We start from the raw sequence: 21,393 nt of genomic DNA on the forward strand, positions 1-21,393 counted from the left end.
GGGCGGACCGGCATCGATTCCATCCCTTGCGAGAGGACCCTATGGCCATGACTGACTCTTCTGCCGCCGGCATCGAGCTCGCCAGGCTCGCCACCGCGGACGCCGACTTCGTCGCCCGCCTCGATGCCCTGCTAGCCTGGGAAGGCGTCTCCAGCGGCGAGGTCCAGGGACGCGTCGACGAGATCCTGGCCGCGGTGAAGGCCCGCGGCGACGCCGCCCTGATCGAGTACAGCAACCGCTTCGACCGCCTCTCGGTGGCGAGCATGGTGGAGTTGACCCTGGGGCCGGCGCGCCTGCGCGAGGCCTTCGAGGGCCTGCCCGAGGCCCAGCGCCAGGCGCTGTCCACCGCCGCCGAGCGGGTGCGCCGCTACCACGAGCACCAGAAGCCCGAGTCCTGGCAGTACACCGAGGCCGACGGCACCGTGCTCGGCCAGCAGGTCACGCCCCTGGACCGGGCCGGCATCTATGTGCCCGGCGGCAAGGCCGCCTATCCGTCCTCGGTGCTGATGAACGCCCTGCCGGCCCACGTGGCCGGGGTGCGCGAGATCGTCATGGTCGTGCCGACCCCCGATGGCGTGCTCAACGAGCTGGTGCTGGCCGCCGCCCACCTGGCCGGCGTCGATCATGTCTTCACCATCGGCGGGGCCCAGGCGGTGGCCGCCCTGGCCTATGGCACCGAGACGGTGCCGCGGGTCGACAAGATCGTCGGGCCCGGCAACATCTATGTGGCCACCGCCAAGCGGGCGGTGTTCGGCCAGGTGGGGATCGACATGATCGCCGGTCCCTCGGAGATCCTGGTCATCTCCGACGGCGGCACCGATCCCGACTGGCTGGCCATGGACCTGTTCTCCCAGGCCGAGCATGACGAGGACGCCCAGGCGATCCTGGTGAGCTGGGACGCCGACCACCTGGCGGCGGTCGCCGAGGCGATGGCTCGGGCGCTGCCGACCATGGAGCGCGAGGGCATGATCCGTGCCTCGCTGGCCGCGCGCGGCGCGCTGATCCACTGCCGCGACCGCGACGAGGCGCTCGAGCTGATCAACCGCATTGCCCCGGAGCACTTGGAGCTCTCGGTGGCCGACCCCGAGGTCTGGTTGCCCGAGGTGCGGCATGCCGGGGCCGTCTTCATGGGCCGCTATACCGCCGAGGCCCTGGGCGACTACTGTGCCGGCCCCAACCATGTGCTGCCGACCTCCGGCACGGCCCGCTTCTCCTCACCGCTCGGCGTCTACGACTTCCAGAAGCGTTCCTCGCTGATCCAGTGCTCGGCCGAGGGGGCCTCCACCCTGGGCGCCACCGCCTCGGTGCTGGCCCGGGGCGAGTCGCTGACCGCCCACGCCCGCAGCGCGGAGTACCGTATCCGCGACTGAGCGATGCGGTTCTCGCGGCATCGACCACGGCCCCGTCACCGACGGGGCCGTGGTCGTTCGAGGAGGGCGTGGGGCGGAGCTGCGCTCAGGGCGTCTCGGGGTTCTCGATGGACAGCGGGCGCCGCGGGGTGGGGCGCTCGGCGACCTCCAGGGTCACCCGCATGGTCTCGCCGCCGCGCACCACCGTCACCGGCAGCTGGCTGCCCGGCGTCACCGCGGCGATCTCGCTCATGGTCTGGCGGGGGTCGAGGATCGGCTGGCCGTTCACCTCGAGCAGCACGTCGCCGGCCTGCAGGCCGGCCTGGTCGGCGGGCCCCTCCGGCACCACGCCGGCGATGATCACGCCGGTGGGGGCCTCGAGGCCGAAGGAGGCGGCGAGTTCGGGATTGAGCTCCTGGGCCTCGACGCCCAACCAGCCGCGGATCACCCGCCCCTGGGTGACGATCTCCTCGAGGATGTTGCGGGCCAGGTTGGTGGGAATGGCGAAACCGATGCCCTGGGAGCCGCCGGAGCGCGAGAAGATGGCGGTGTTGATGCCGACCAGGGCGCCCTCGGGATTGACCAGGGCGCCGCCGGAGTTGCCCGGATTGATGGCCGCATCGGTCTGGATGAAGTCCTCGTAGGCGTTGAGTCCCAGGTGGCTGCGTCCGGTGGCGCTGATGATGCCCATGGTCACGGTCTGCCCCACGCCGAAGGGATTGCCGATGGCCAGGGAGACATCGCCCACCGCCACCCGGGTGGAGTCGGTCAGCTCGATGACCGGCAGCTCGTCGAGGTCGATGCGCAGCACCGCCAGATCGCTCTCCGGGTCGGTGCCGATCACCTCGGCGAGGGTCTCGCGGCCGTCACGCAGGGCTACCTGGATCTGGTCGGCGCCGCTGATCACGTGATGGTTGGTCAGCACGTAGCCGTCATCGCTGACGATGACCCCGGAGCCGAGGCTCGACAGCATGCGCTGCCGGCGGGGCATGTTGTCGCCATAGAACTGGCGGAAGAAGGGGTCCGACATCAGCGGATGGCCCTCCCGCTCGACCACCCGCGACGAATAGATGTTGACCACCGCCGGGGCGGCCCGCTCCACCGCCTCGGCATAGCTCGCCGGCCCCTGGTTGCGGGACATCGGCGCGGCCTCGCGCAGCTCGGGGGAGGGCCGCGAGACCGGCTCCGGCTCCGGCTCCGGCTCCGGTGCCGGGGCACGGGTCTGCTGCTCGGGGATCGGGGCGGGCGGGCTCGGCGGGACGGCCCGGCGCCCCAGCAGCTGCGGAAAGGCGTTGAGCAGCACGATGGCCACCAGCAGACCGATCAGGGCAGGCCAGAGGTAGGGGAGGGCGCGTCGCATGCGGCAGGGTTCCTTGTCGATGGTGCGTGGTCGCGAGGCGGGAGGGTGCCGGGTAGAATGAGCGAATTGTAACATTGCATCCCCGAGCACGCCCGGAGGCGACATGACGACTTGCGACGAACTGCTGGCGGCCTGCGACCGGCTGCTGGTCCCCGAACGCTTCAAGGATTACACCGTCAACGGCCTGCAGGTCGGTGGTCGCGAGCGCGTCGGCCGGGTGATGACCGGCGTCACGGCCTGTCAGGCCCTGCTCGACGAGGCGGTGGCCTGGCAGGCCGACCTGCTGCTGGTCCACCACGGTTACTTCTGGAAGAACGAGCCGGTCACTATCACCGGCATGAAGCGGCGTCGGCTGACCACCCTGCTGACCCATGGCATCGGCCTGCTGGCCTATCATCTGCCCCTGGATGCCCACGCGACGCTGGGCAACAATGCCACCCTGGCGCGTCGGCTGGACTTCGAGGTCGAGGGCTGTGTCGATGGCGAACCGGGCGAGGGGCTGCTCTGGAGGGGCGCGCCACCGGCACCGCTGAGCGCCCGCGAGCTGGCCGCCCACGTCGGCGCCCGCCTGGAGCGGGCGCCGCTGCTGGTGGAGGCCCCCGGTGTCGGCGAGGTGCGGCGCGTCGCCTGGTGCACCGGCGGCGCCCAGGACATGATTATCCAGGCCGCCGAGGCCGGCGCCGACGCCTTCATCTCCGGCGAGATCTCGGAACGGACCACCCATCTGGCCCGCGAGATGGGGATTCACTACCTCGCCGCGGGCCATCATGCCACCGAACGCTACGGGGTCCAGGCGCTGGGGGGTTGGCTGGCCGAGACCTTCGCGATCGAGCATCGCTTCGTGGATATCGACAACCCGGCCTGATGACGGCACACACTACGGCGCTGGCGGCGCCGTTGATGTTCAGTAGCGGGGCGGCTGGGGGGGGCTGGCCTCGCCGGGTTTCAGGCCGAAGTCCTCGGAGAGGGTGCCGCGATTGCCGTCGGCATAGTCGCGGGGGGCCGCCGGGGTGTCCTCGCCGTCTCCCGCCTCCGGCGGCGCGGCCGGCGTGAAGTCCGGCTTGCGTGGCGGGGTCGCGCCCAGGGTCGCGCTGGCGTCCACCATCTCCCGGTGCAGCGCCTGGCCGTCACGGTTCAGCGCCTCGGCGAGCGCGCCGACGCGCTCGAGGTGCTCGCCGAGGCCATCGCGCAGCTCGGCGAGCTGGCGGTCGCGTTCGGCAAGGCGCTGGCGGAGCCGCTGGACATTGCCGGCGCCGGCGTTGAGCAGGTGATAGCCCAGGGCGCCGATGCCCACGCCGGCCAGCAGGCAGGCGATGGCCAGCACCCAGTTGATATAGCTTTCTTCCACGTCTGTCTCCCTGAGCTGTCGGACGGCCCGGCCGTCGGTCCGGTGCCGGTGGCCGGACGGAGCCGGCGGCCCATTATAGGGCCGAGGCCGTCGGCGCGGTCAACGGCCGGCCGGCGATGCCAAGTGGCCTCGCGGTACGTATAATGCCGGTTTCGATGCCACCGAAGGACAGGTCGCCAGGTATGCCGAAGAGCGAACGCCACAGGACGCCGAATGCCCCCGATGACTCTCGACCGGCCGCGCCGCTGGCGCGCTACCGCGCCGACCTCGAGCGCGACGGCTTCCAGTATGACCCGGCCCAGGAGCGGGCCGTGGAGCATCTCCAGCGGCTCTTCGACGAACTGGTGGCCATGCCCCGCGAGCGGCCGCGGGCCGCGAGTCCGGGCAAGGGGCTGAAGTCGCGGGTGGCCGGGCTGTTCGGCCGGCGCGAGACCCCGGCCGAGCCGGCGATGCCGCCGGTGGCCGGGCTCTACTTCTGGGGCGGGGTAGGCCGCGGCAAGACCTACCTGGTCGATACCTTCTTCGAGGCGCTGCCCTTTCCCGAGAAGATGCGCACCCACTTCCACCGCTTCATGCAGCGGGTGCACAACGAGCTCGAGCACTACAAGGGCGAGCGCAACCCCCTGATGCTGGTCGCCGACAAGTTCGCCGACGAGACCCGGGTGATCTGCTTCGACGAGTTCTTCGTCAAGGACATCACCGACGCGATGATCCTGGCCAACCTCCTCGAGGCGCTCTTCGCCCGCGGCGTGGTACTGGTGGCGACCTCCAACATCGTGCCCGGCGAGCTCTACAGTGACGGCCTGCAGCGGGCTCGTTTCCTGCCGGCCATCGACCTGCTCGAGCGTCACTGTGAGGTGGTCAACGTGGATTCGGGCATCGACTACCGGCTGCGCGCCCTGGAGCGCGCCGAGATCTTCCACTCGCCCCTCGACGCCGAGGCCGAGGCGGAGCTGGCGCGCAGCTTCCGCGAGATCGCCGGCTGCGAGGGCGAGGCGGGGGCGCCGATCGAGATCAATCACCGGGTGTTGCATACGCGTCGGCTCCACGACGACGTGGTGTGGTTCGAGTTCACCGAGCTCTGCGACGGGCCGCGCAGTCAGAACGACTACATCGAACTGGCCCGGGAATACCACAGCGTGCTGGTCTCCAACGTCACCCGCATGAGCGGTGCCAGCGACGACCAGGCGCGACGCTTCATCAACATGGTCGATGAGTTCTACGACCGCGGGGTCAAGCTGCTGATGTCCGCCGAGGCGCCGGCCGAGGCGCTGTACCGCGATGGCCGGCTGGCGTTCGAGTTCCAGCGCACCCTGTCGCGGCTGCAGGAGATGCAGTCGCACGAGTACCTGGCGCTGCCGCACAAGCCCTGACCCGGCCGGCGGCGCCGGCCGGAAGCTGAATGCGCGCCACTGCGCGGCCGAAGGCTGGAAGCACCCCCTCGGCCTGGCTCCTGGAGGCGGCGCGCAGTTCTTCCGGCTTCCCGCTGGCGCGCCGCCATTGCCTTGGCGGTGGCGGCTCGTGTAGAATGCGCGCTCGCTCGACCGTTGTCGCCCGCGTGGCGGCAACCAAGAAGAATAGGGATGGTCCGAACCGCGCTGCCGGGAAAGGACCCAATACATCGATTTGGTGATTCACCCATGAAGACGTTCACTGCCAAACCGCAGTCCGTCCAGCGCGACTGGTACGTCGTCGACGCTGCGGACAAGACGCTCGGCCGTCTGGCCACCGAGATCGCTCGCCGCCTGCGTGGCAAGCACAAGCCGGAATACACCCCGCATGTCGATACCGGCGACTACATCGTCGTGATCAATGCCGAGAAGGTGAAGGTCACCGGCAACAAGGCCAGCGCCAAGAACTACTATCGCCACACCGGCTACCCGGGTGGTCTGCGTTCCATGAACTTCGAGAAGATGATCGCTCACGCCCCCGAGCGTGTCATCGAGTCCGCGGTCAAGGGCATGCTCCCGAAGGGCCCGCTGGGTCGTGCCATGTACTCCAAGCTCAAGGTCTACGCCGGCACCGAGCATCCGCACGCCGCCCAGCAGCCGCAAGAACTGAACATCTGAGGGAGTCTTCGCCATGACACAGCAGTATTACGGTACCGGGCGCCGCAAGACCTCTACCGCGCGCGTCTTCCTGAAGCCGGGCACCGGCAAGATCACCGTCAACAGCCGTGATCTCAACGAGTATTTCGGTCGCGTCACCGGTCGCATGGTGGTCCGTCAGCCCCTCGAGCTGACCGAGACGCTCGGCCAGTTCGACGTCTACGTCACCGTCAAGGGTGGCGGCGGCAGCGCCCAGGCCGGCGCCATCCGTCACGGCATCACCCGTGCCCTGATGGAGTACAACGAGGACTTCCGCAAGCCGCTGCGGGAAGCCGGGTACGTCACTCGTGACGCCCGCGAGGTCGAGCGCAAGAAGATCGGTCTGCGCAAGGCACGTCGCCGTCCGCAGTTCTCCAAGCGTTAAGACGGACGTCTATACGACGAAAAAACGCCCGGGTCCCAGACCTGGGCGTTTTTTTGTTCTGGGTCAAGTATTTGCCGGCAAGTTTCGGCTGCAGGCCAGGGGCTTGTCCTTGTGCGGGGCGATCCGTTTTTTTACCATATAACACATTTCGCAATCCGTGGTCGCGGGTCATCCGGAACTCGTGATGGAACAGCGGGTAAGCTGATGGGAGAAACCTGAAGATGGCAGATAACGGCGTGAACAAAGGGCGGCGCCGTTTCCTCGTGGGCGCGACCACCGTGGTAGGTGCGGCGGGCGCTGTCGGGGTAGCGGTCCCCTTTGTGGCTTCCTGGCAGCCCAGTGCCAGGGCAAGGGCGGCGGGTGCCCCCGTCAAGGCGGACGTGTCCAAGCTCGAGCCCGGGCAGCGCATGACCGTCGAGTGGCGTGGGCGACCCATCTGGATCCTCAATCGCACGCCGGAGATGATCGAGCGCACCGAGGCGCTCGGCGCCGACCGGCTGGCCGATCCCGAGTCCAGCGAGCCGCAGCAGCCGAGCTACGCCAACGGCCCCCTGCGTTCCATCAAGCCCGAGATCGGCGTGATCATCGGCATCTGTACCCATCTTGGCTGCTCGCCGCTGTTCAAGCCGGAGCCCAATGCCGAGGGTGTCGGGGTCGATGACTGGCCGGGCGGCTTCTTCTGCCCCTGCCATGGCTCACGCTTCGACCTGGCCGGCCGGGTGTTCCGCAATGTGCCCGCCCCGATCAACCTCGAGGTGCCCCCATACCGCTTCGAAAGCGACGGCGTGATCGTCGTCGGCGAAGACAAGGAGACAGCCTGATGGGCAATCCGAACAAGGCGAAGGCGGAAAGCGGCGTCATGCGCTGGGTCGATGACCGCTTCCCCGCGACCCAGATGTGGCAGGAGCACCTGTCCAAGTACTACGCCCCGAAGAACTTCAACTTCTGGTACTTCTTCGGCTCGCTGGCCCTGCTGGTGCTGGTCAACCAGATCCTCACCGGCGTCTGGCTGACCATGAGCTTCAACCCCTCGGCGGAAGGTGCCTTCGCCTCGGTCGAGTACATCATGCGTGACGTGGAGTGGGGCTGGCTGATCCGCTACATGCACACCACCGGTGCCTCGGCGTTCTTCGTGGTGGTCTACCTGCACATGTTCCGCGGCCTGCTCTATGGCTCCTACAAGGCGCCCCGCGAGCTGGTATGGATCTTCGGGATGACCATCTACCTGGCCCTGATGGCCGAGGCCTTCATGGGCTACCTGCTGCCCTGGGGGCAGATGTCCTACTGGGGCGCCCAGGTGATCATCTCGCTGTTCTCCGCCATCCCGGCCATCGGCCCGGACCTGGCCCAGTGGGTGCGCGGCGACTTCCTGATCTCCGGCATCACCCTGAACCGTTTCTTCGCCCTGCATGTGGTGGCGCTGCCGATCGTGATCCTGGCGCTGGTGGTGCTGCACATCATCGCCCTGCACGAGGTCGGTTCCAACAATCCCGACGGCATCGACATCAAGAAGAAGAAGGACGAGGCCGGCAAGCCGCTGGACGGCATTCCCTTCCATCCCTATTACTCGGTCAAGGACCTGTTCGGCGTCGCCGTCTTCCTGTTCGTGTTCAGCGTGGTGATCTTCTACTTCCCCGAGGGCGGCGGCTACTTCATCGAGAAGCCCAACTTCGAGCCGGCCAACCCGCTGAAGACGCCGGATCACATCGCGCCGGTATGGTACTTCACGCCCTTCTACGCGATCCTGCGCGCCATCACCTTCTCGCTGTTCGGCCTCGACGCCAAGTTCCTCGGCGTGGTCTGCATGGGCGCGGCGATCGCGGTGCTCTTCGTGCTGCCCTGGCTCGATCGCAGCCCGGTGCACTCCATGCGCTACAAGGGCTGGATCTCCAGGGTGATGCTGGCGCTGTTCGCCGTGAGCTTCGTCATTCTCGGCGTGCTGGGCGTGCTGCCGGCCACCGAGGGTCGCACCGTCCTGGCCCAGGTGTGCACCGCCGTCTATTTCGCCTTCTTCCTGCTGATGCCGTTCTACACCCGGCTGGAGAAGACCAAACCCGTTCCGGAAAGGGTGACTGGCTAATGAAAAAGCAACTGTTCGCACTGCTCTTCGCGCTGGTGCCGATGGCCGGGTTTGCCGCCGGAGGGGGTGGCGTGCACCTGCAGGAGATGAACCCGGATCTCCATGACGAGGCGTCGCTGCAGAACGGCATGAAGCTCTTCGTCAACTACTGCATGGGCTGTCATTCCCTCGAGCACCAGCGCTTCGCACGGGCCGCCGAAGACCTGGGGATGCCCCAGGACCTGGTCGAGGACAACCTGATCTTCGCCGAGGAGCTCGGCTACAACGATCAGATGCACAACGCCATGCGCAGCGAGGATGGCGAGAACTGGTTCGGCGCGGCGCCCCCCGACCTGACCCTCGAGGCCCGCCTGCGCGGCACCGACTGGGTCTACTCCTACCTGCTCAGCTTCTACAAGGACCCGTCGCGCCCCACCGGGGTGAACAACAGGGTCTTCCCGCTGGTGGCCATGCCCAACGTGCTGGAGCCGCTGCAGGGGGTGCAGGAGAAGGTCTGCGCGGCCTCCGACCAGCCGATCGAGGGCGCCGAGCTCGATCCGCTGACCGGCAAGTACCAGTCCTGCGAGACCCTGCAGGTCACCCAGCCGGGGCAGATGGAGCCGGAGGCGTTCGAGGAGGCGGTCTACGATCTGACCAATTTCCTCGCCTATGTCGGTGAGCCCTCCAAGCTTCAGGCCCAGGCGCTGGGCCCCAAGGTGCTGATCTTCATCTTCATCTTCGGGGTCATCGCCTACCTGCTCAAGCGCGAGTACTGGCGCGATATTCACTGATCCGTCCGCGACGGAGAGTGGGGGGCGCATGGTGCGAGCCATGCGCCCCTTATGGTCCTTGCCCGGGTAATGGGCAAGCTTGCGGCGCCCCCGGGAGAGGGTGCGTCGTGTTATCATCCCGGCACGAATTGATGCGAGGATTGTTTCATGGGTGTAGTGGCCAAGCGGTCGTCGATGATCTTCTACTCCGGAGGCGATGATCATTACAGTCATCGGGTGCGTATCGTGCTCGCCGAGAAGGGCGTGGCCGTAGACATCGTCGAGGTCACCGAGGAGCGCCACCCCGAGGAGCTCGCCGATCTCAACCCCTACAACAGCGTGCCCACGCTGCTGGATCGCGACCTGGTGCTCTACGAGTCCAAGGTGATGATGGAGTACCTGGACGAGCGGTTCCCGCATCCCCCGTTGTTGCCGGTGTATCCCGTGGCCCGTGCCCAGAGCCGGCTGTGGATGCATCGCATCGAGCGCGAGTGGTGCCCGCTGGTCGAGCAGATCCAGCAGGGGCCCAAGAAGGAAGCCGACAAGGCGCGCAAGGAACTCCGCGAGAGCCTGATCGGCATCTCGCCGATCTTCGAGGACATGCCGTTCTTCATGAGCGAGGAGTTCACCCTGGTCGACTGCTGCCTGGCGCCGATCCTCTGGCGCCTGCCGGTGCTGGGCATCGAGTTGCCGGACAAGCAGGTCAAGCCGCTGATGGGCTACATGGAGCGGGTCTTCGATCGCGAGGGCTTCAAGGCCGCGCTGAGCGAGGGCGAGCGCGAGATGCGCCCCTGATCATCCCTTAATGCCAAGCCCCGGCCTCGTCGGGGCGCCAACCCAGGAGGGCCAATCGATGCAGTCGAGCCGTCCCTATATCGCCCGGGCCCTGTACCAGTGGTTGCTGGACAACGAGCTGACGCCCTACATCGTGGTCGACGCCGAGCAGCCGGGCGTCGAGGTGCCGCGGCAGTTCGTGCAGAACGGCCAGATCGTGCTCAACCTCGGCGTGACCGCGGTACGCGACCTGTCCCTGGAGAACGAGGCCATCGTCTTCTCCGCGCGTTTCGGCGGTCAGCCGATGCAGGTGATGGTGCCCATGGAGGCGCTGATCGCGATCTATGCCCGCGAGAACGGTGTGGGCATGGTCTTCGGCCACGAGCCGGTCATGCCGGCTACGGCCGAGCCCGACGAACCCGAGGCGGAGACCGGTCCGGCGCTGTCCGGCGTCGAGGGGCCCGGCGGTGATGCCGAGGAGGACGAGCGCAGCGAGCCCGCCAGGAAGGGGCGTCCTTCGCTGCGCGTCGTCAAGTGACCCTCGAGGCCGGGCCCCTGCGGCGACCGGTCTTGCACGTCGTACCAACGCAAACGGCAGGCCATCCGGCCTGCCGTTTGCTTTTGAGTCGGCGAGTGCGCTCGCGCCGGGGTCAGTCCAGGTAGTCGAAGACCTTGACGATGCGCTGCATGCCGCCGGCGTTGGACACCGCCGAGACGATGCGGTCGGCCTCTGCGCGGCTGACGATCCCCATCAGGTAGACGCTGGCGTTCTCCGTCACGATGTACAGCCGGCTGGCGTCGATGGCCTCGTTGGTGGCCAGCGCGGTACGCACCTTGGTGGTGATCCAGGTGTCGCTGAGCCGCTGGCTGGCGGGCAGGTTGGCGGCGACGGTCAGCTCATTGTGGACCCGGCGCACGTTGCGCACCTGGCCCGCCACCTGTTCGGCCATGTTCTTGAGCTCCTGGCTAGGCACCTGGCCGGTCAGCAGCACCACGCCATTGTAGCTGTCGATGTTGATGCGGGCATCGCTCAGCCGGGCATCGGTGCGGCCCAGATTATGACCGATCTTGGTCTCGATGCTCTGATCCTCGACCTTGGTGCCCAGGGTGCGCTTGCCGTAGTTCTCCTGGATGGTACCGGGCGTGGTGGCCGCGGTCATGGTGGTGCAGCCGGAGAGGGCCAGCATCAGGCCGAGGGACAGGGTAAACAGCAAAGACTTGTAGGACATGAAATCACTCGCTTGCGCCGAAGAGTTGTTCGTCGATCAGGTCACACAGGCAGTGGATCACCAGCAGGTGAACCTCCTGGATGCGGGCAGTGGAGGTCGCCGGCACCCGGATCTCGCAGTCATCCTGGCCCAGCAGCGAGGCCATGTTGCCGCCGTCGCGGCCGGTCAGGGCGACGACGGTCATCTCGCGGTCGTGGGCGGCCTGGATGGCCTGGATGACGTTGCCGGAATTGCCGCTGGTGGAGATCGCCAGCAGGACGTCACCGGGCTGGCCCAGGGCGCGCACCTGCTTCGAGTAGACCTCATTGTAGCTGTAGTCGTTGGCGATGGAGGTCAGCGTCGAGGTGTCGGTGGTCAGCGCCAGGGCGGGCAGGCTGGGGCGTTCGCGCTCGAAGCGATTGAGCAGCTCGGACGAGAAGTGCTGGCTGTCGCCGGCGCTGCCGCCGTTGCCGCAGGCCAGGATCTTGCCCTCGTTGACCAGGCTCTGCACCATCATCTGGCTGGCCACCTCGATGAACGGGGGCAGCACCTCGCTGGCGTAGGTCTTGGTGTCGATGCTGGCGTTGAAGTGTCCGAGAATGCGGGTCTGGAAATCCATCTTGGCTTCCTGGTCCTTGGGCGGTCAGAACGCTTCGAAGGCGCCCGCCACCCATTCGAACTCGAGGCGGGGCGGCGTGCCGGTGACGGCCAGCACATCGAAGCGGCAGGCACATGATAGCCGGTTGCGCTGGAGATAAAAACGCGCCGCCTGGATCAGGCGGCGCTGCTTGGTCGTCGTGATGGTCTCGAGGGGATGGCCATGGCGGCTGTCGGCGCGGTGGCGCACCTCGACGAAGACCAGGGTCTCGCCATCGCGCATCACCAGGTCGAGCTCGCCGCCGTGGGCATGCTGGTTGCTGGCCTCGAGGGTCAGGCCGCGGGCCGCCAGCCAGTCGGCGGCGAGCCGCTCGATCCGCGCGCCGCGGGCGCGGGCGTCAGCGGGCCCGCTCATGGTCCAGCAGCCGCGAGCCGAGGACCGGCTGGGGGACGCCATCGACGAAGCGCGCCCAGGGCAGGCTGCGGTGGATGCGGCCGTCGTCCCCGGCGCTCAGCGTCCCGGTGGCGCCGAACAGCTCGCTGCCCGGGATGGCCTGGAACTGGGGCAGGCGCCGGGCCAGTTCGTAGGCGTCCACGCCCATGGCCATCAGCCGGAACATCGTCGGATCCGATTCCTCGCGCAGCTGGCGAAAGCTCGCCAGGAAGGGCAGGGCGTCCTCACCGCCGACGGCGGCGTCCGGGATCTGCCAGGGAATGTCGACGAACATCACGCCATTGAGGTCCTGGTCCAGGCGCGGCTGCGGGCGTCCCTCGAAGAGGTGGGACGTGGCATACACCGGCAGGCCCTGCTCATAGGCGTAGTAGTCGATGGTCGGCGGCACCTGGCGGGCGTAATCGGGCAGCGCGAGCAGGAACAGCAGGTCGGCCCGGTTCGTGCCCAGGGCGCGGCGCGTGCTCTCGGTGGCCGGCATGCCGGGGTTGTAGCGCACGGCGTTGGCGATGTCGCCGTCGCGGTCCTGCCAGGCCGTCGCGAAGGCCTCGCCGACCCGCCGGCCCCAGGCGTTGTCCGGCACCAGCAGCGAGGCCGTGCGGTGGCCGTCGAGACGGGCGCGGGCGGCGACCTGGCGGGCCTCGTCCTCGGCGGAGAGGCCGTACTGGAAGAGCCCTTCGGCGCCGTTGCGCTCGGCCTCGCCGTAGTTGAGCGCGAGCGTCGGCATCGGCACCCGGTCGCGGCGCTCGAGGGCGCTGACGGCTGCCTTGTCCAGCGGCCCCACTACGACCTGGGCCCCGCGGTTGCGGGCCTCGCGGTAGAGCGCCTCGAGGTCGCCCCGGGCGGAGTCGAAGAACGTCAGTTGGGTGCCGCTGGCGCCGCTGTTCACGGCATTCAGGTGGTGGGCGCGCAGGCCTTCCTCGATGGCGTCGGCGACGCCGGCCAGGGGGCCGGACTCGGGCAGGAAGACCGCGATATGGCGGACGTCCTGTCCGCGCAGCTCGCGCAGGGCGAGGATATCGGTGGGCAGGCGGCGGGCGGCCGGGTGCTCCGGGTAGCGGCCCCGCCAGTTGTCGAGGCGGGTGAAGAGGCGCTCGATGTCGCCGCTGCCGCTGCGTACCAGGTCGGCCAGGGCCAGCCAGGCGAGGGTCGCCTCATCGGCGCCGTCGCGCAGCTCGTCGACCCTGGCGGGGGAGAGCCGCGAGAGCTGCTCCCAGATCGGGTCGTTGAGGTCCCGGCGGTCGGTGTCCGCCTGCAGGCGCATCAGCACCCGCGCCGCGGCCTGGGGTTCGTCGACCCGGCCGAGGGCGCGGCCCTGGCGCTCGCGCAGCTGGTTGGCCGCCTCGCGGGGCAGCTCGGCCTCGTCGAGCAACTGGGCGGCCTGGATCACCGCCCAGGGATCATCCTCGGTCTCACCGAGGTCGGAGAGCAGCAGCGCCCAGCGGCGACGGGCCTCGGCCGGCAGGCGTGCGTCGTCGATGTCCTTGGCGACCTCCAGCGCCTGGGGGCGGCGTCCCTGGCGTGCTAGGATGTCCGCCGCCTCGAGACGGGACAGCGCGGCCTGCTCGGGCGCCTGCTGCTCGGCCTGCCGGAGCAGCCGGTCCGGGTCGCCGGCGGGCGGGCGCTGGGTGATGCCGGGCTGCAGGCTGCAGCCGGCGATAAGCAGCGCCAGGAGCGCGGCGGCCAGGGGGCCGCGAGACGAGATCTTCATGAATCCTTCCTTGTCCTCATGTCCGGAATGCATCCCAGGGAGCCGAAATGTCAGACGCCGATGAAGGGGTATTGTACGTGGTCGCCACGCCGATTGGGAATCTGGATGACCTGAGCCCCCGGGCCGCCCGGGTGCTCGGCGAGGTTGCCTTGGTGGCCGCCGAGGACACCCGCCATACGGCCCGCCTGCTGCGCCACCTGGGCATCGCGCCGGCCATGCTCTCGCTGCATGAGCACAACGAGGCCGCCCGGGTCGACCAGCTCGATGCCCGGCTGGTCGCCGGCGAATCGGTCGCCCTGGTCAGCGACGCCGGCACCCCGTTGATCAGCGACCCCGGCTTCGTGCTGGTGCGCGAGTTGCGCGCCCGGGGGCGGCGGGTCGTGCCGGTGCCCGGCGCCTGTGCCCTGGTGGCGGCGCTGTCCGCGGCCGGGTTGCCCACCGACCGCTTCCTGTTCAGCGGCTTCCTGCCCGCCAAGGGCGGCGCGCGCCGGGCGCGCCTCGAGGCCCTGGCCGAGCGCGACGAGACCCTGGTGTTCTACGAGTCCCCGCACCGCATCCGCGACACCCTGGCCGACCTGGCGGCCACCCTCGGGGGGCGTCGGGTGGTGCTGGCCCGGGAGCTGACCAAGACCTTCGAGACCTTCCTGGACGGCAGCGCCGAGGCGCTGCTGGCGCGTCTGGCCGAGGACCCGGACCAGGCCCGCGGCGAGTTCGTGGTCATGGTGGCCGGGGCCGCGCCGCGGCAGGCCGGCGAGGCCGCGGCCATCGAGGCCGAGGCGCTGCTCGCGGCCCTGTTGGCCGAGGGGGTCGGCGTCAAGCAGGCCGCCGCCGTGGCGGCCCGCACCCTGGGGGGCGCCAAGAAGACCTGGTACGCCAGGGCCCAGGCGCTCAAGGACGGGGATTGAGAGGGGGTCGAGGCGCTGGTATGCTTGCCGCGGGAGTTGGCCAGACAGTCGCCGCTGCGCCCGATTCTCGGATCGGGCCGGGGGAGGAAAGTCCGGGCTCCACAGGGCAGAGTGCCAGGTAACGCCTGGGCGGCGTGAGCCGACGGAAAGTGCAGCAGAGAGCAGACCGCCTACGTCTCCCCCGGGAGGCCGGTAAGGGTGAAAGGGTGCGGTAAGAGCGCACCGCGCGCCTGGCAACAGTGCGTGGCACGGTAAACCCCACTCGGAGCAAGACCAAATAGGAACCCCATGGCGTGGCCCGCGTTGGGTTCGGGTAGGTTGCTTGAGGGCGACGGTGACGTCGTCCCTAGAGGAATGACTGTCCTCGACAGAACCCGGCTTATCGGCCGACTCCCCCATCTTCTTCATTCGCCGTCGCGCACGGTTCCTGCCAGCCGCCAACGAGAAGTGCATGTCGTCATCCGCTCCCGAACACCCCGTCCGCGGTTTTCGCCATGCCAGCGTGCTGCTCGACGGCGCCGTCGACGCCCTGGTCCATGATCCGGCCGGTGCCTACCTCGATGGCACCTTCGGCCGCGGTGGCCACTCCCGGGCGATCCTCGAGCGCCTGGCGCCCGAGGGGCGCCTGCTGGCCATCGATCGCGATCCCCAGGCCATCGCCGAGGCGGCGGCCATCGTTGATCCCCGCTTCGCCATCGAGCGGGGCGATTTCGCTCGCCTGGGGGACTTCGCCCGCGATCACGACCTCCACGGCCGGCTCGCCGGGGTGCTGCTCGATGTCGGGGTGTCCTCGCCCCAGCTGGATGATCCGGCGCGCGGGTTCAGCTTCCTGCGCGACGGCCCGCTCGACATGCGCATGGACCCGACCCGGGGCGAGAGCGCCGCGGGCTGGCTCGCCCGGGCCGGCGAGGGCGAGATCGCCCGGGTCTTCAAGGCCTACGGCGAGGAACGCTTCGCCCGTCGGCTGGCGCGAGCCATCGTCGCGCGCCGTGGCGAGCGGCCCTTCACCCGCACCGCGGACCTCGCCGAGGTGATCAAGGCCGCCCATCCCGCCTGGGAGAAGGGCAAGCACCCGGCGACCCGCGCCTTCCAGGCGCTGCGCATCCAGGTCAACGGCGAGCTGGAGCAGCTCGACGCCGCCCTGGCGGCGGCCCTGGAGGCCCTGGCGCCGGGCGGACACCTGGTGGTGATCAGCTTCCATTCCCTGGAGGATCGTCGCGTCAAGCGCTTCATCCGCGACCACGTGCGCGGCGATACCCACGTGCCGCGTGGCGTGCCGCTGCGCGACGACCAGATCCAGCGCCGCCTCGAGGCCCTGGGCAAGGCGCGCCGGCCCGGCGCGGCTGAGGTCGAGGCCAACCCTCGCGCGCGCAGCGCGGTGATGCGCGCGGCGCGCAAACGCTACTGAGGCTCGCCATGGCTCAGGGACGAAATGCCCCCAGCTCCGCCTTCGACTGGCCGGTGCGCCTGTTCCCCAGCCTGTCGCTGATCGGCAACGGCGTGCTGCTGGCGCTGTGCCTGGGCTCGGCGCTGGCGGTGATTGCCACCAGCCATCTCACCCGCGACCAGTATGCTCGCCTGCAGCAACTCGAGCGCGAGCACCAGCAACTGCAGACCGAATGGGGCCAGCTGCTGCTCGAGGAGGGGGCCTGGTCATCCCCGGCCCGCATCGAGCGCCTGGCCACCCAGCGCCTGGAGATGCGCTTGCCGGAAATCGACGAAGTGGAGGTGATCCGGCCATGAGTCAGTCCCCGCGCCCGGCCGTGTCCTCGCGCAAGCCGCCGCCCATGGCGCCCATGGGCAAGGCCCGCTACCGGGTGATGATGACCCTGGTGCTGGTCGGCCTGGCGCTGCTGGCCGGGCGCATCGTCGACCTGCATGTCTTCGACCGCTCCTTCCTGCAGGGGCAGGGCGATGCCCGCACCCTGCGCGTCGATGCGATCCCCGCCCACCGCGGCATGATCACCGACCGTCACGGCGAGCCGCTGGCGATTTCCACCCCGGTGGTGACGCTGTGGGCGAATCCTCAGGACCTGCCCGATGACGGCATCCAGCGCCTGCAGCTGGCCCGGGCCCTGGGCCAGGACCTGGACGCCTTGAACGCGCGCATCGAGCGCTATGCCGATCGCGAGTTCATGTACCTGCGCCGTCGCCTGACCCCCGAGGCCGCCCAGCGAGTGCTCGACCTGCGCGTCCCCGGCGTGCACAAGCGCGCCGAGTACAAGCGTTACTACCCGGCCGGTGAGGTGATCGCCCAGCTGATCGGGGTGACCAACATCGACGACCAGGGCCAGGAGGGCCTCGAGCTGGCCTATCAGCCCTACCTGTCCGGCGAGCCCGGCCGGCGGCGCGTGGTCAAGGACCGCCGTGGGCGGCTGGTCCGCGACCTCGAGGTGCTGCGCGAGGCCGAACCCGGTGGCGACCTGACGCTCGCCATCGACCAGCGCCTGCAGTACATGGCCTACCGCGAACTCAAGGCGGCGGTGGACGAGCACGAGGCCGACGGCGGGGTGCTGGTGATGCTCGACGCCCGGAGCGGTGAGGTGCTGGCCATGGCCAACCAGCCGTCCTACAACCCCAACAACCGCACCGGCCTCGATCCCCAGGGGCTGCGCAACCGGGCCATCGTCGATGTCTTCGAGCCCGGCTCGGTGATGAAGCCGCTGGCCATGTCGGCCTTGCTCGAGACGGGGAAGTTCCCGCCGGGTAGCGTGGTGGACACCTCGCCGGGCTGGATGGTCATCGATCGCTACACCATCAAGGACATCCGCAACTATGGCGAGCTGAGCCTGGCCGGGATCCTCGAGAAGTCCTCCAACATCGGCATGTCCAAGCTGACCCTGCAACTCGACGACCCGGTGGTGCCCGAGCGCTATCGGGCGCTGGGCCTGGACAGTGCGCCGGGCACCGGCTACCCGGGCGAGGCCAGTGGCAGCGTGCCGTCGCCGCGTGTCTGGTCCAGCAGCCAGTGGGCGGCGCTGTCCTACGGCTATGGCCTGTCGGTCTCGGCGCTACAGCTGGCCAGCGCCTATACCGCCATCGCCAACCATGGCCAACGCCTGCCCCCCTCGCTGCTGCGTCTCGACGAGCCGCCGGCCGGGGAGCCGGTGATCGATCCGGCGGTCGCCGACCGCGTGCTGGGCATGATGGACCAGGTGGTGGCGCCGAGGACCGGCGCGCGGCGTGGCATGGTGCCCGGCTACAGCGTGGCCGGCAAGACCGGGACGGTGCGCAAGTCCGGCGGCACGGGCTACGAGGAAGATGCTTACCGCTCGCTGTTCGTGGGCATCGCGCCGGTGTCCGACCCGCGCCTGATCACCGTGGTGATGATCGATCACCCCCGGGGCGATTCCTATTACGGCGGGGCCGTGGCGGCGCCGGTGTTCTCACGGGTGGCCGGCAATACCCTGCGGATCCTCGACGTGCCGCCCGACCGGGTCACGGGCGACCGGGAGTCGGCCGATGATGCGACCTGACACCTTCCTTTTCCCCCGTGACGAGAGCACCCCATGGACCTGACTGCCTCCCGCCTGATCGCCGAGCTGACCCGCTACTGGCCGAGCCATCGGACGGTCCTGGCCGACCTCGAGCTGCCCGCGCGGCTGTCGCTGTGCCTGGACAGCCGGACCCTGGCGCCGGGCGATGTCTTCCTGGCGGTACCGGGCGTGGCGGCCGATGGCCGAGACTTCGTGCCCGCCGCCCTGGCGGCGGGGGCCGCGCTGGTGCTGGCCCATGACGATGGCGCCGACGCCGGCACGGCGGCCGACGATCCCCGGGTGTTGTGGCTGCCGGATCTACGCCAGCGGCTCGGCGAACTCGGCGGCGCCCTCTTCGCCGTCCCCGAGACCCTGGAGCTGATCGGCGTCACCGGCACCAACGGCAAGAGCTCGGTGACCCACCATATCGCCGCCCTCAGCCGGGCCCTGGGTCGCGATGCCGGCATGGTCGGCACCCTCGGGCACGGTCGCCCGGGGGCACTGCGTCAGGGGGCGTTGACCACGCCGGGCCCCCTGGCGCTGCAGGCCGCCCTCGGCGAGCTGGCCGGCGAGGGCATCACCCGGGTGGCCATGGAGGTGTCGTCCCATGCGCTGGAACAGGGGCGTCTCGACGGCTGCCGGCTCCAGGCGGCCGTCTTCACCAACCTGACCCGTGACCATCTCGACTATCACGGCAGCATGGCCGCCTATGCGGCGGCCAAGGCGCGGCTCTTCCGCCGCCCGGAGCTGGCCCTGGCGGTGGTCAACGCCGACGATCCCCTGGCACGGCTGATGCTGGCCGGCCTGGCCGAGGACGTGCGCGTGCTGGCGGTGGGCGAGGAGGAGGCCGTCACCCTGCGGGTGATGGACTGGATCCCGCATGCCGAAGGCCAGCGCGCCCTGATTGCCACGCCCGAGGGCGAACGGGTGCTGACGCTGCCCTTGATGGGGCGCTTCAACCTCACCAATGTGCTGCTGGCCATGGCCACCCTCTACGGCCTCGGCGCCGACCTCGAGGCGCTGTTCGCCGCCGCCGCCGAACTCGCCCCGGTGCCCGGTCGCATGCAGGCGCTGACCACCGAGGGCGCGCCCTCGGTGGTCATCGACTATGCCCACACCCCCGATGCCCTGGAGAATGCCCTGGCGGCACTGCGGGCCCACCTGCCCGGCAGCGGGCGCCTGTGGTGCCTGTTCGGCTGCGGCGGCGATCGCGACCGTGGCAAGCGGCCGCTGATGGCCGCCGCCGCCGAGCGCCATGCCGACCGCCTGGTGGTCACCGACGACAATCCCCGCGGCGAGTCGCCGGCGGCGATTCGCGGCGAGATCCTCGACGGCCTCTCGGCCAGGGCGCGCGGTGCCGTTCGGGCACGCGACGGGCGAGCGGCGGCGATCCGCGAGGCGATCCGCGAGGCCGCCGACGAGGACGTCATCCTGATCGCCGGCAAGGGTCACGAGACCTATCAGGAGATCGGCGGGGAGCGCCATGCCTTCTCGGACCTGGCCGAGGCCGAGGCGGCGCTCGCCGCCCGACGGGAGGGCGCAGCATGAGCGGCGTAGGCCCCGAGACACTGGCCGAGGTCGCTCGGGCCCTCGGCCTGGCAGCGCCCGCCGAGGACGTCCCGCTGACCGGGATCGTCACCGATACCCGCCGGCTGGCCCCGGGGGCGCTGTTCGTGGCCCTCGCCGGCGCCCGCTACGACGCCCATGACTTCCTCGCCCAGGCGCGCGAGGCCGGGGCCGTGGCGGCACTGGTCGAGCGGCGCATCGACGATCCCCTGCCGCAGCTCGAGGTGGCCGACACCCGGCTGGCGCTGGGCCTGCTGGGACGCGCACGACGCCGGGCCTGGGGCGGTCCCCTGGTGGCCGTGACCGGCAACAGCGGCAAGACCACGGTCAAGCAGATGCTGGCCACGCTGCTCGCCCGTCGCGGCGCGACCCTGGCCACCCATGGCAACCTCAACAACGATATCGGGGCGCCGCTGACGCTGCTCGAGCTGTCTCGCGAGCACCGCCAGGCGGTGGTCGAACTCGGCGCCAATCATCTCGGCGAGATCGCCTGGACGGCGAGCCTGGCCGAGCCTCGGGTGGCGGTGATCACCAACGTCACCGGCGCCCATGTCGGTGAGTTCGGAAGCCCCGGCCGGATCGCCCAGGCCAAGGCGGAGATCCTCGTGACGCTGCCCGACGACGGGGTGGCGGTGCTCAACCGCGACGATCGCTACTTCCCCGGCTGGGCGAGTCTCGCCGCCCCTCGGGAAGTGCTGGACTTCTCCGTGGAGGGGCCGGCGCGTCTGCGTGCCGAGACACTGGTCTGCGATGCCCTCGGACGCTATGCTTTCACGCTGTTGTTGGACGGTCGCGAGCTCGGCCGGGTCCAGTTGACCCTGCTCGGTCGTCATAATGTCGCCAACGCCCTGGCCGCCGCCGGCGCGGCGCTGGCCATGGGCCTGGACGAGGCGGATATCCTGGCCGGCCTCGCAGCCGTCACGCCGATGCCGGGGCGGCTCAGCGTGGTGGCCGGCATCAGGTCCTCGCGGCTGCTGGACGATACCTATAATGCCAACCCCGGGGCGGTGAAGGCCGCCCTCGACCTGCTGGTGACCCTGCCGGGACCGCGCTGGTGCCTGCTGGGGGCCATGGGCGAGCTGGGCGAGGCCTCCGAGCGGCTGCATGGCGAGGTCGGGCGATACGCAAGAGAACAGGGAATCGACTTTCTCGGCACCCTCGGCGAGGCGGCGCGGCCGGCCAGCCGCGCCTTCGGCGAGGCGGGTTGCCATTTCGACGATCGGGAGGCGCTGACGCGCCACGTCCTCCATCATCTGCCGCCAGGGGCCAGCGTGCTGGTCAAGGGATCGCGCAGTGCCGGCATGGAAGCCGTGGTGTCGGCGCTGTGTCCGGATGCATCAAGGTAAC

22 protein-coding genes and 1 other RNA gene are annotated in these 21,393 nt (G+C 69.6%); 17 read left to right on the forward strand and 6 right to left on the reverse strand.

All coding sequences use genetic code 11. The features are described 5' to 3' along the window. Positions 1-47 precede the first annotated feature (47 nt). Positions 48-1,370, forward strand: coding sequence for a histidinol dehydrogenase (gene hisD / locus QWY76_RS06460; RefSeq protein ID WP_290310289.1), 1,323 nt, complete (start codon positions 48-50; stop codon positions 1,368-1,370). Between the two features lie 85 nt (positions 1,371-1,455). Here the strand turns inward: hisD and QWY76_RS06465 are convergent, their stop codons facing one another. Then, positions 1,456-2,709: a Do family serine endopeptidase gene (locus tag QWY76_RS06465; protein ID WP_290310290.1), complete on the reverse strand. Its 1,254-nt coding sequence runs from the start codon at positions 2,707-2,709 to the stop codon at positions 1,456-1,458. Between the two features lie 103 nt (positions 2,710-2,812). Between QWY76_RS06465 and QWY76_RS06470 the strand changes: the two genes are divergently transcribed. Continuing rightward, positions 2,813-3,574: a Nif3-like dinuclear metal center hexameric protein gene (locus QWY76_RS06470; RefSeq protein WP_290310291.1), complete on the forward strand. Its 762-nt coding sequence runs from the start codon at positions 2,813-2,815 to the stop codon at positions 3,572-3,574. A 39-nt stretch (positions 3,575-3,613) separates the two neighbouring features. On the opposite strand, the gene QWY76_RS06475 is transcribed toward QWY76_RS06470, so the two are convergent. Next, positions 3,614-4,057 carry a Z-ring associated ZapG family protein gene (locus tag QWY76_RS06475; RefSeq protein WP_290310292.1) on the reverse strand — a complete coding sequence of 148 codons (444 nt, stop codon included), beginning with the start codon at positions 4,055-4,057 and terminating at the stop codon, positions 3,614-3,616. A gap of 182 nt (positions 4,058-4,239) precedes the next feature. Between QWY76_RS06475 and zapE the strand changes: the two genes are divergently transcribed. The 8 genes from zapE to QWY76_RS06515 all read left to right on the forward strand — a co-directional run bounded on the left by zapE (position 4,240) and on the right by QWY76_RS06515 (position 10,670). Beyond that, on the forward strand, positions 4,240-5,430 hold the full coding sequence (gene zapE / locus QWY76_RS06480) for a cell division protein ZapE (RefSeq protein ID WP_290310293.1): 1,191 nt from the start codon (positions 4,240-4,242) through the stop codon (positions 5,428-5,430). 267 nt (positions 5,431-5,697) lie between these two features. Beyond that, the gene (gene rplM / locus QWY76_RS06485) at positions 5,698-6,126 is read left to right on the forward strand and encodes a 50S ribosomal protein L13 (RefSeq protein WP_097788653.1); all 429 of its coding nucleotides are present in this window, start codon (positions 5,698-5,700) and stop codon (positions 6,124-6,126) included. Positions 6,127-6,139: 13 nt separating this feature from the next. Further along, positions 6,140-6,529, forward strand: a complete 390-nt coding sequence (gene rpsI, locus QWY76_RS06490) for a 30S ribosomal protein S9 (protein WP_126481568.1) — start codon at positions 6,140-6,142, stop codon at positions 6,527-6,529. A 221-nt stretch (positions 6,530-6,750) separates the two neighbouring features. After that, entirely contained in the window at positions 6,751-7,350 is a 600-nt protein-coding gene (gene petA / locus QWY76_RS06495; RefSeq protein WP_290310294.1) for a ubiquinol-cytochrome c reductase iron-sulfur subunit, read from the forward strand. Beyond that, positions 7,350-8,609, forward strand: coding sequence for a cytochrome b (locus QWY76_RS06500; protein WP_290310295.1), 1,260 nt, complete (start codon positions 7,350-7,352; stop codon positions 8,607-8,609). The genes petA and QWY76_RS06500 overlap by 1 nt, the downstream gene beginning before the upstream one ends. Continuing rightward, positions 8,609-9,379 (forward strand): cytochrome c1, encoded by a 771-nt coding sequence (locus tag QWY76_RS06505; protein ID WP_290310296.1) that lies wholly within the window; start codon positions 8,609-8,611, stop codon positions 9,377-9,379. Before QWY76_RS06500 ends, QWY76_RS06505 begins: the two co-directional genes overlap by 1 nt. Positions 9,380-9,526: 147 nt before the next feature. Beyond that, positions 9,527-10,153, forward strand: a complete 627-nt coding sequence (sspA, locus tag QWY76_RS06510; RefSeq protein ID WP_290310297.1) for a stringent starvation protein SspA — start codon at positions 9,527-9,529, stop codon at positions 10,151-10,153. Between the two features lie 58 nt (positions 10,154-10,211). Then, entirely contained in the window at positions 10,212-10,670 is a 459-nt protein-coding gene (locus tag QWY76_RS06515) for a ClpXP protease specificity-enhancing factor (RefSeq protein WP_290310298.1), read from the forward strand. A 112-nt stretch (positions 10,671-10,782) separates the two neighbouring features. On the opposite strand, the gene QWY76_RS06520 is transcribed toward QWY76_RS06515, so the two are convergent. Genes QWY76_RS06520 through QWY76_RS06535 form a run of 4 tightly spaced genes read right to left on the reverse strand, consistent with a single transcriptional unit; the run spans position 10,783 to position 14,099 of the window. After that, positions 10,783-11,361, reverse strand: a complete 579-nt coding sequence (locus QWY76_RS06520; RefSeq protein ID WP_290310299.1) for a BON domain-containing protein — start codon at positions 11,359-11,361, stop codon at positions 10,783-10,785. Between the two features lie 4 nt (positions 11,362-11,365). Next, positions 11,366-11,959 (reverse strand): phosphoheptose isomerase, encoded by a 594-nt coding sequence (locus QWY76_RS06525; RefSeq protein ID WP_126481554.1) that lies wholly within the window; start codon positions 11,957-11,959, stop codon positions 11,366-11,368. Between the two features lie 24 nt (positions 11,960-11,983). Then, a complete protein-coding gene (locus tag QWY76_RS06530; protein WP_290310300.1) occupies positions 11,984-12,352 on the reverse strand; it encodes a YraN family protein in 369 nt (122 codons plus the stop codon). Then, positions 12,336-14,099, reverse strand: coding sequence for a penicillin-binding protein activator (locus QWY76_RS06535; protein WP_290310301.1), 1,764 nt, complete (start codon positions 14,097-14,099; stop codon positions 12,336-12,338). The genes QWY76_RS06530 and QWY76_RS06535 overlap by 17 nt, the downstream gene beginning before the upstream one ends. Before the next feature lie 47 nt (positions 14,100-14,146). On the opposite strand from QWY76_RS06535, the gene rsmI reads away from it, so the two are divergent. From rsmI to QWY76_RS06570, 7 genes are all read left to right on the forward strand, one after another. Beyond that, the gene (rsmI, locus tag QWY76_RS06540) at positions 14,147-15,004 is read left to right on the forward strand and encodes a 16S rRNA (cytidine(1402)-2'-O)-methyltransferase (protein ID WP_290310302.1); all 858 of its coding nucleotides are present in this window, start codon (positions 14,147-14,149) and stop codon (positions 15,002-15,004) included. A gap of 32 nt (positions 15,005-15,036) precedes the next feature. Further along, an RNA gene (gene rnpB, locus QWY76_RS06545) (RNase P RNA component class A) lies at positions 15,037-15,402 on the forward strand. Positions 15,403-15,455: 53 nt separating this feature from the next. After that, positions 15,456-16,412: a 16S rRNA (cytosine(1402)-N(4))-methyltransferase RsmH gene (rsmH, locus tag QWY76_RS06550; RefSeq protein ID WP_290310303.1), complete on the forward strand. Its 957-nt coding sequence runs from the start codon at positions 15,456-15,458 to the stop codon at positions 16,410-16,412. Between the two features lie 8 nt (positions 16,413-16,420). Continuing rightward, the gene (gene ftsL / locus QWY76_RS06555; RefSeq protein WP_290310304.1) at positions 16,421-16,747 is read left to right on the forward strand and encodes a cell division protein FtsL; all 327 of its coding nucleotides are present in this window, start codon (positions 16,421-16,423) and stop codon (positions 16,745-16,747) included. Beyond that, positions 16,744-18,480, forward strand: a complete 1,737-nt coding sequence (locus QWY76_RS06560; protein WP_290310305.1) for a peptidoglycan D,D-transpeptidase FtsI family protein — start codon at positions 16,744-16,746, stop codon at positions 18,478-18,480. The genes ftsL and QWY76_RS06560 overlap by 4 nt, the downstream gene beginning before the upstream one ends. Before the next feature lie 33 nt (positions 18,481-18,513). Then, complete coding sequence (locus QWY76_RS06565) at positions 18,514-20,028, forward strand: UDP-N-acetylmuramoyl-L-alanyl-D-glutamate--2,6-diaminopimelate ligase (RefSeq protein ID WP_290310306.1); 1,515 nt, start codon at positions 18,514-18,516, stop codon at positions 20,026-20,028. Continuing rightward, entirely contained in the window at positions 20,025-21,392 is a 1,368-nt protein-coding gene (locus tag QWY76_RS06570) for a UDP-N-acetylmuramoyl-tripeptide--D-alanyl-D-alanine ligase (RefSeq protein WP_290310307.1), read from the forward strand. The genes QWY76_RS06565 and QWY76_RS06570 overlap by 4 nt, the downstream gene beginning before the upstream one ends. Position 21,393: the final 1 nt, after the last annotated feature.

Origin of the sequence: Halomonas maura, from assembly GCF_030409305.1 — a bacterium.
Classification (GTDB): Bacteria; Pseudomonadota; Gammaproteobacteria; order Pseudomonadales; family Halomonadaceae; genus Halomonas; species Halomonas maura.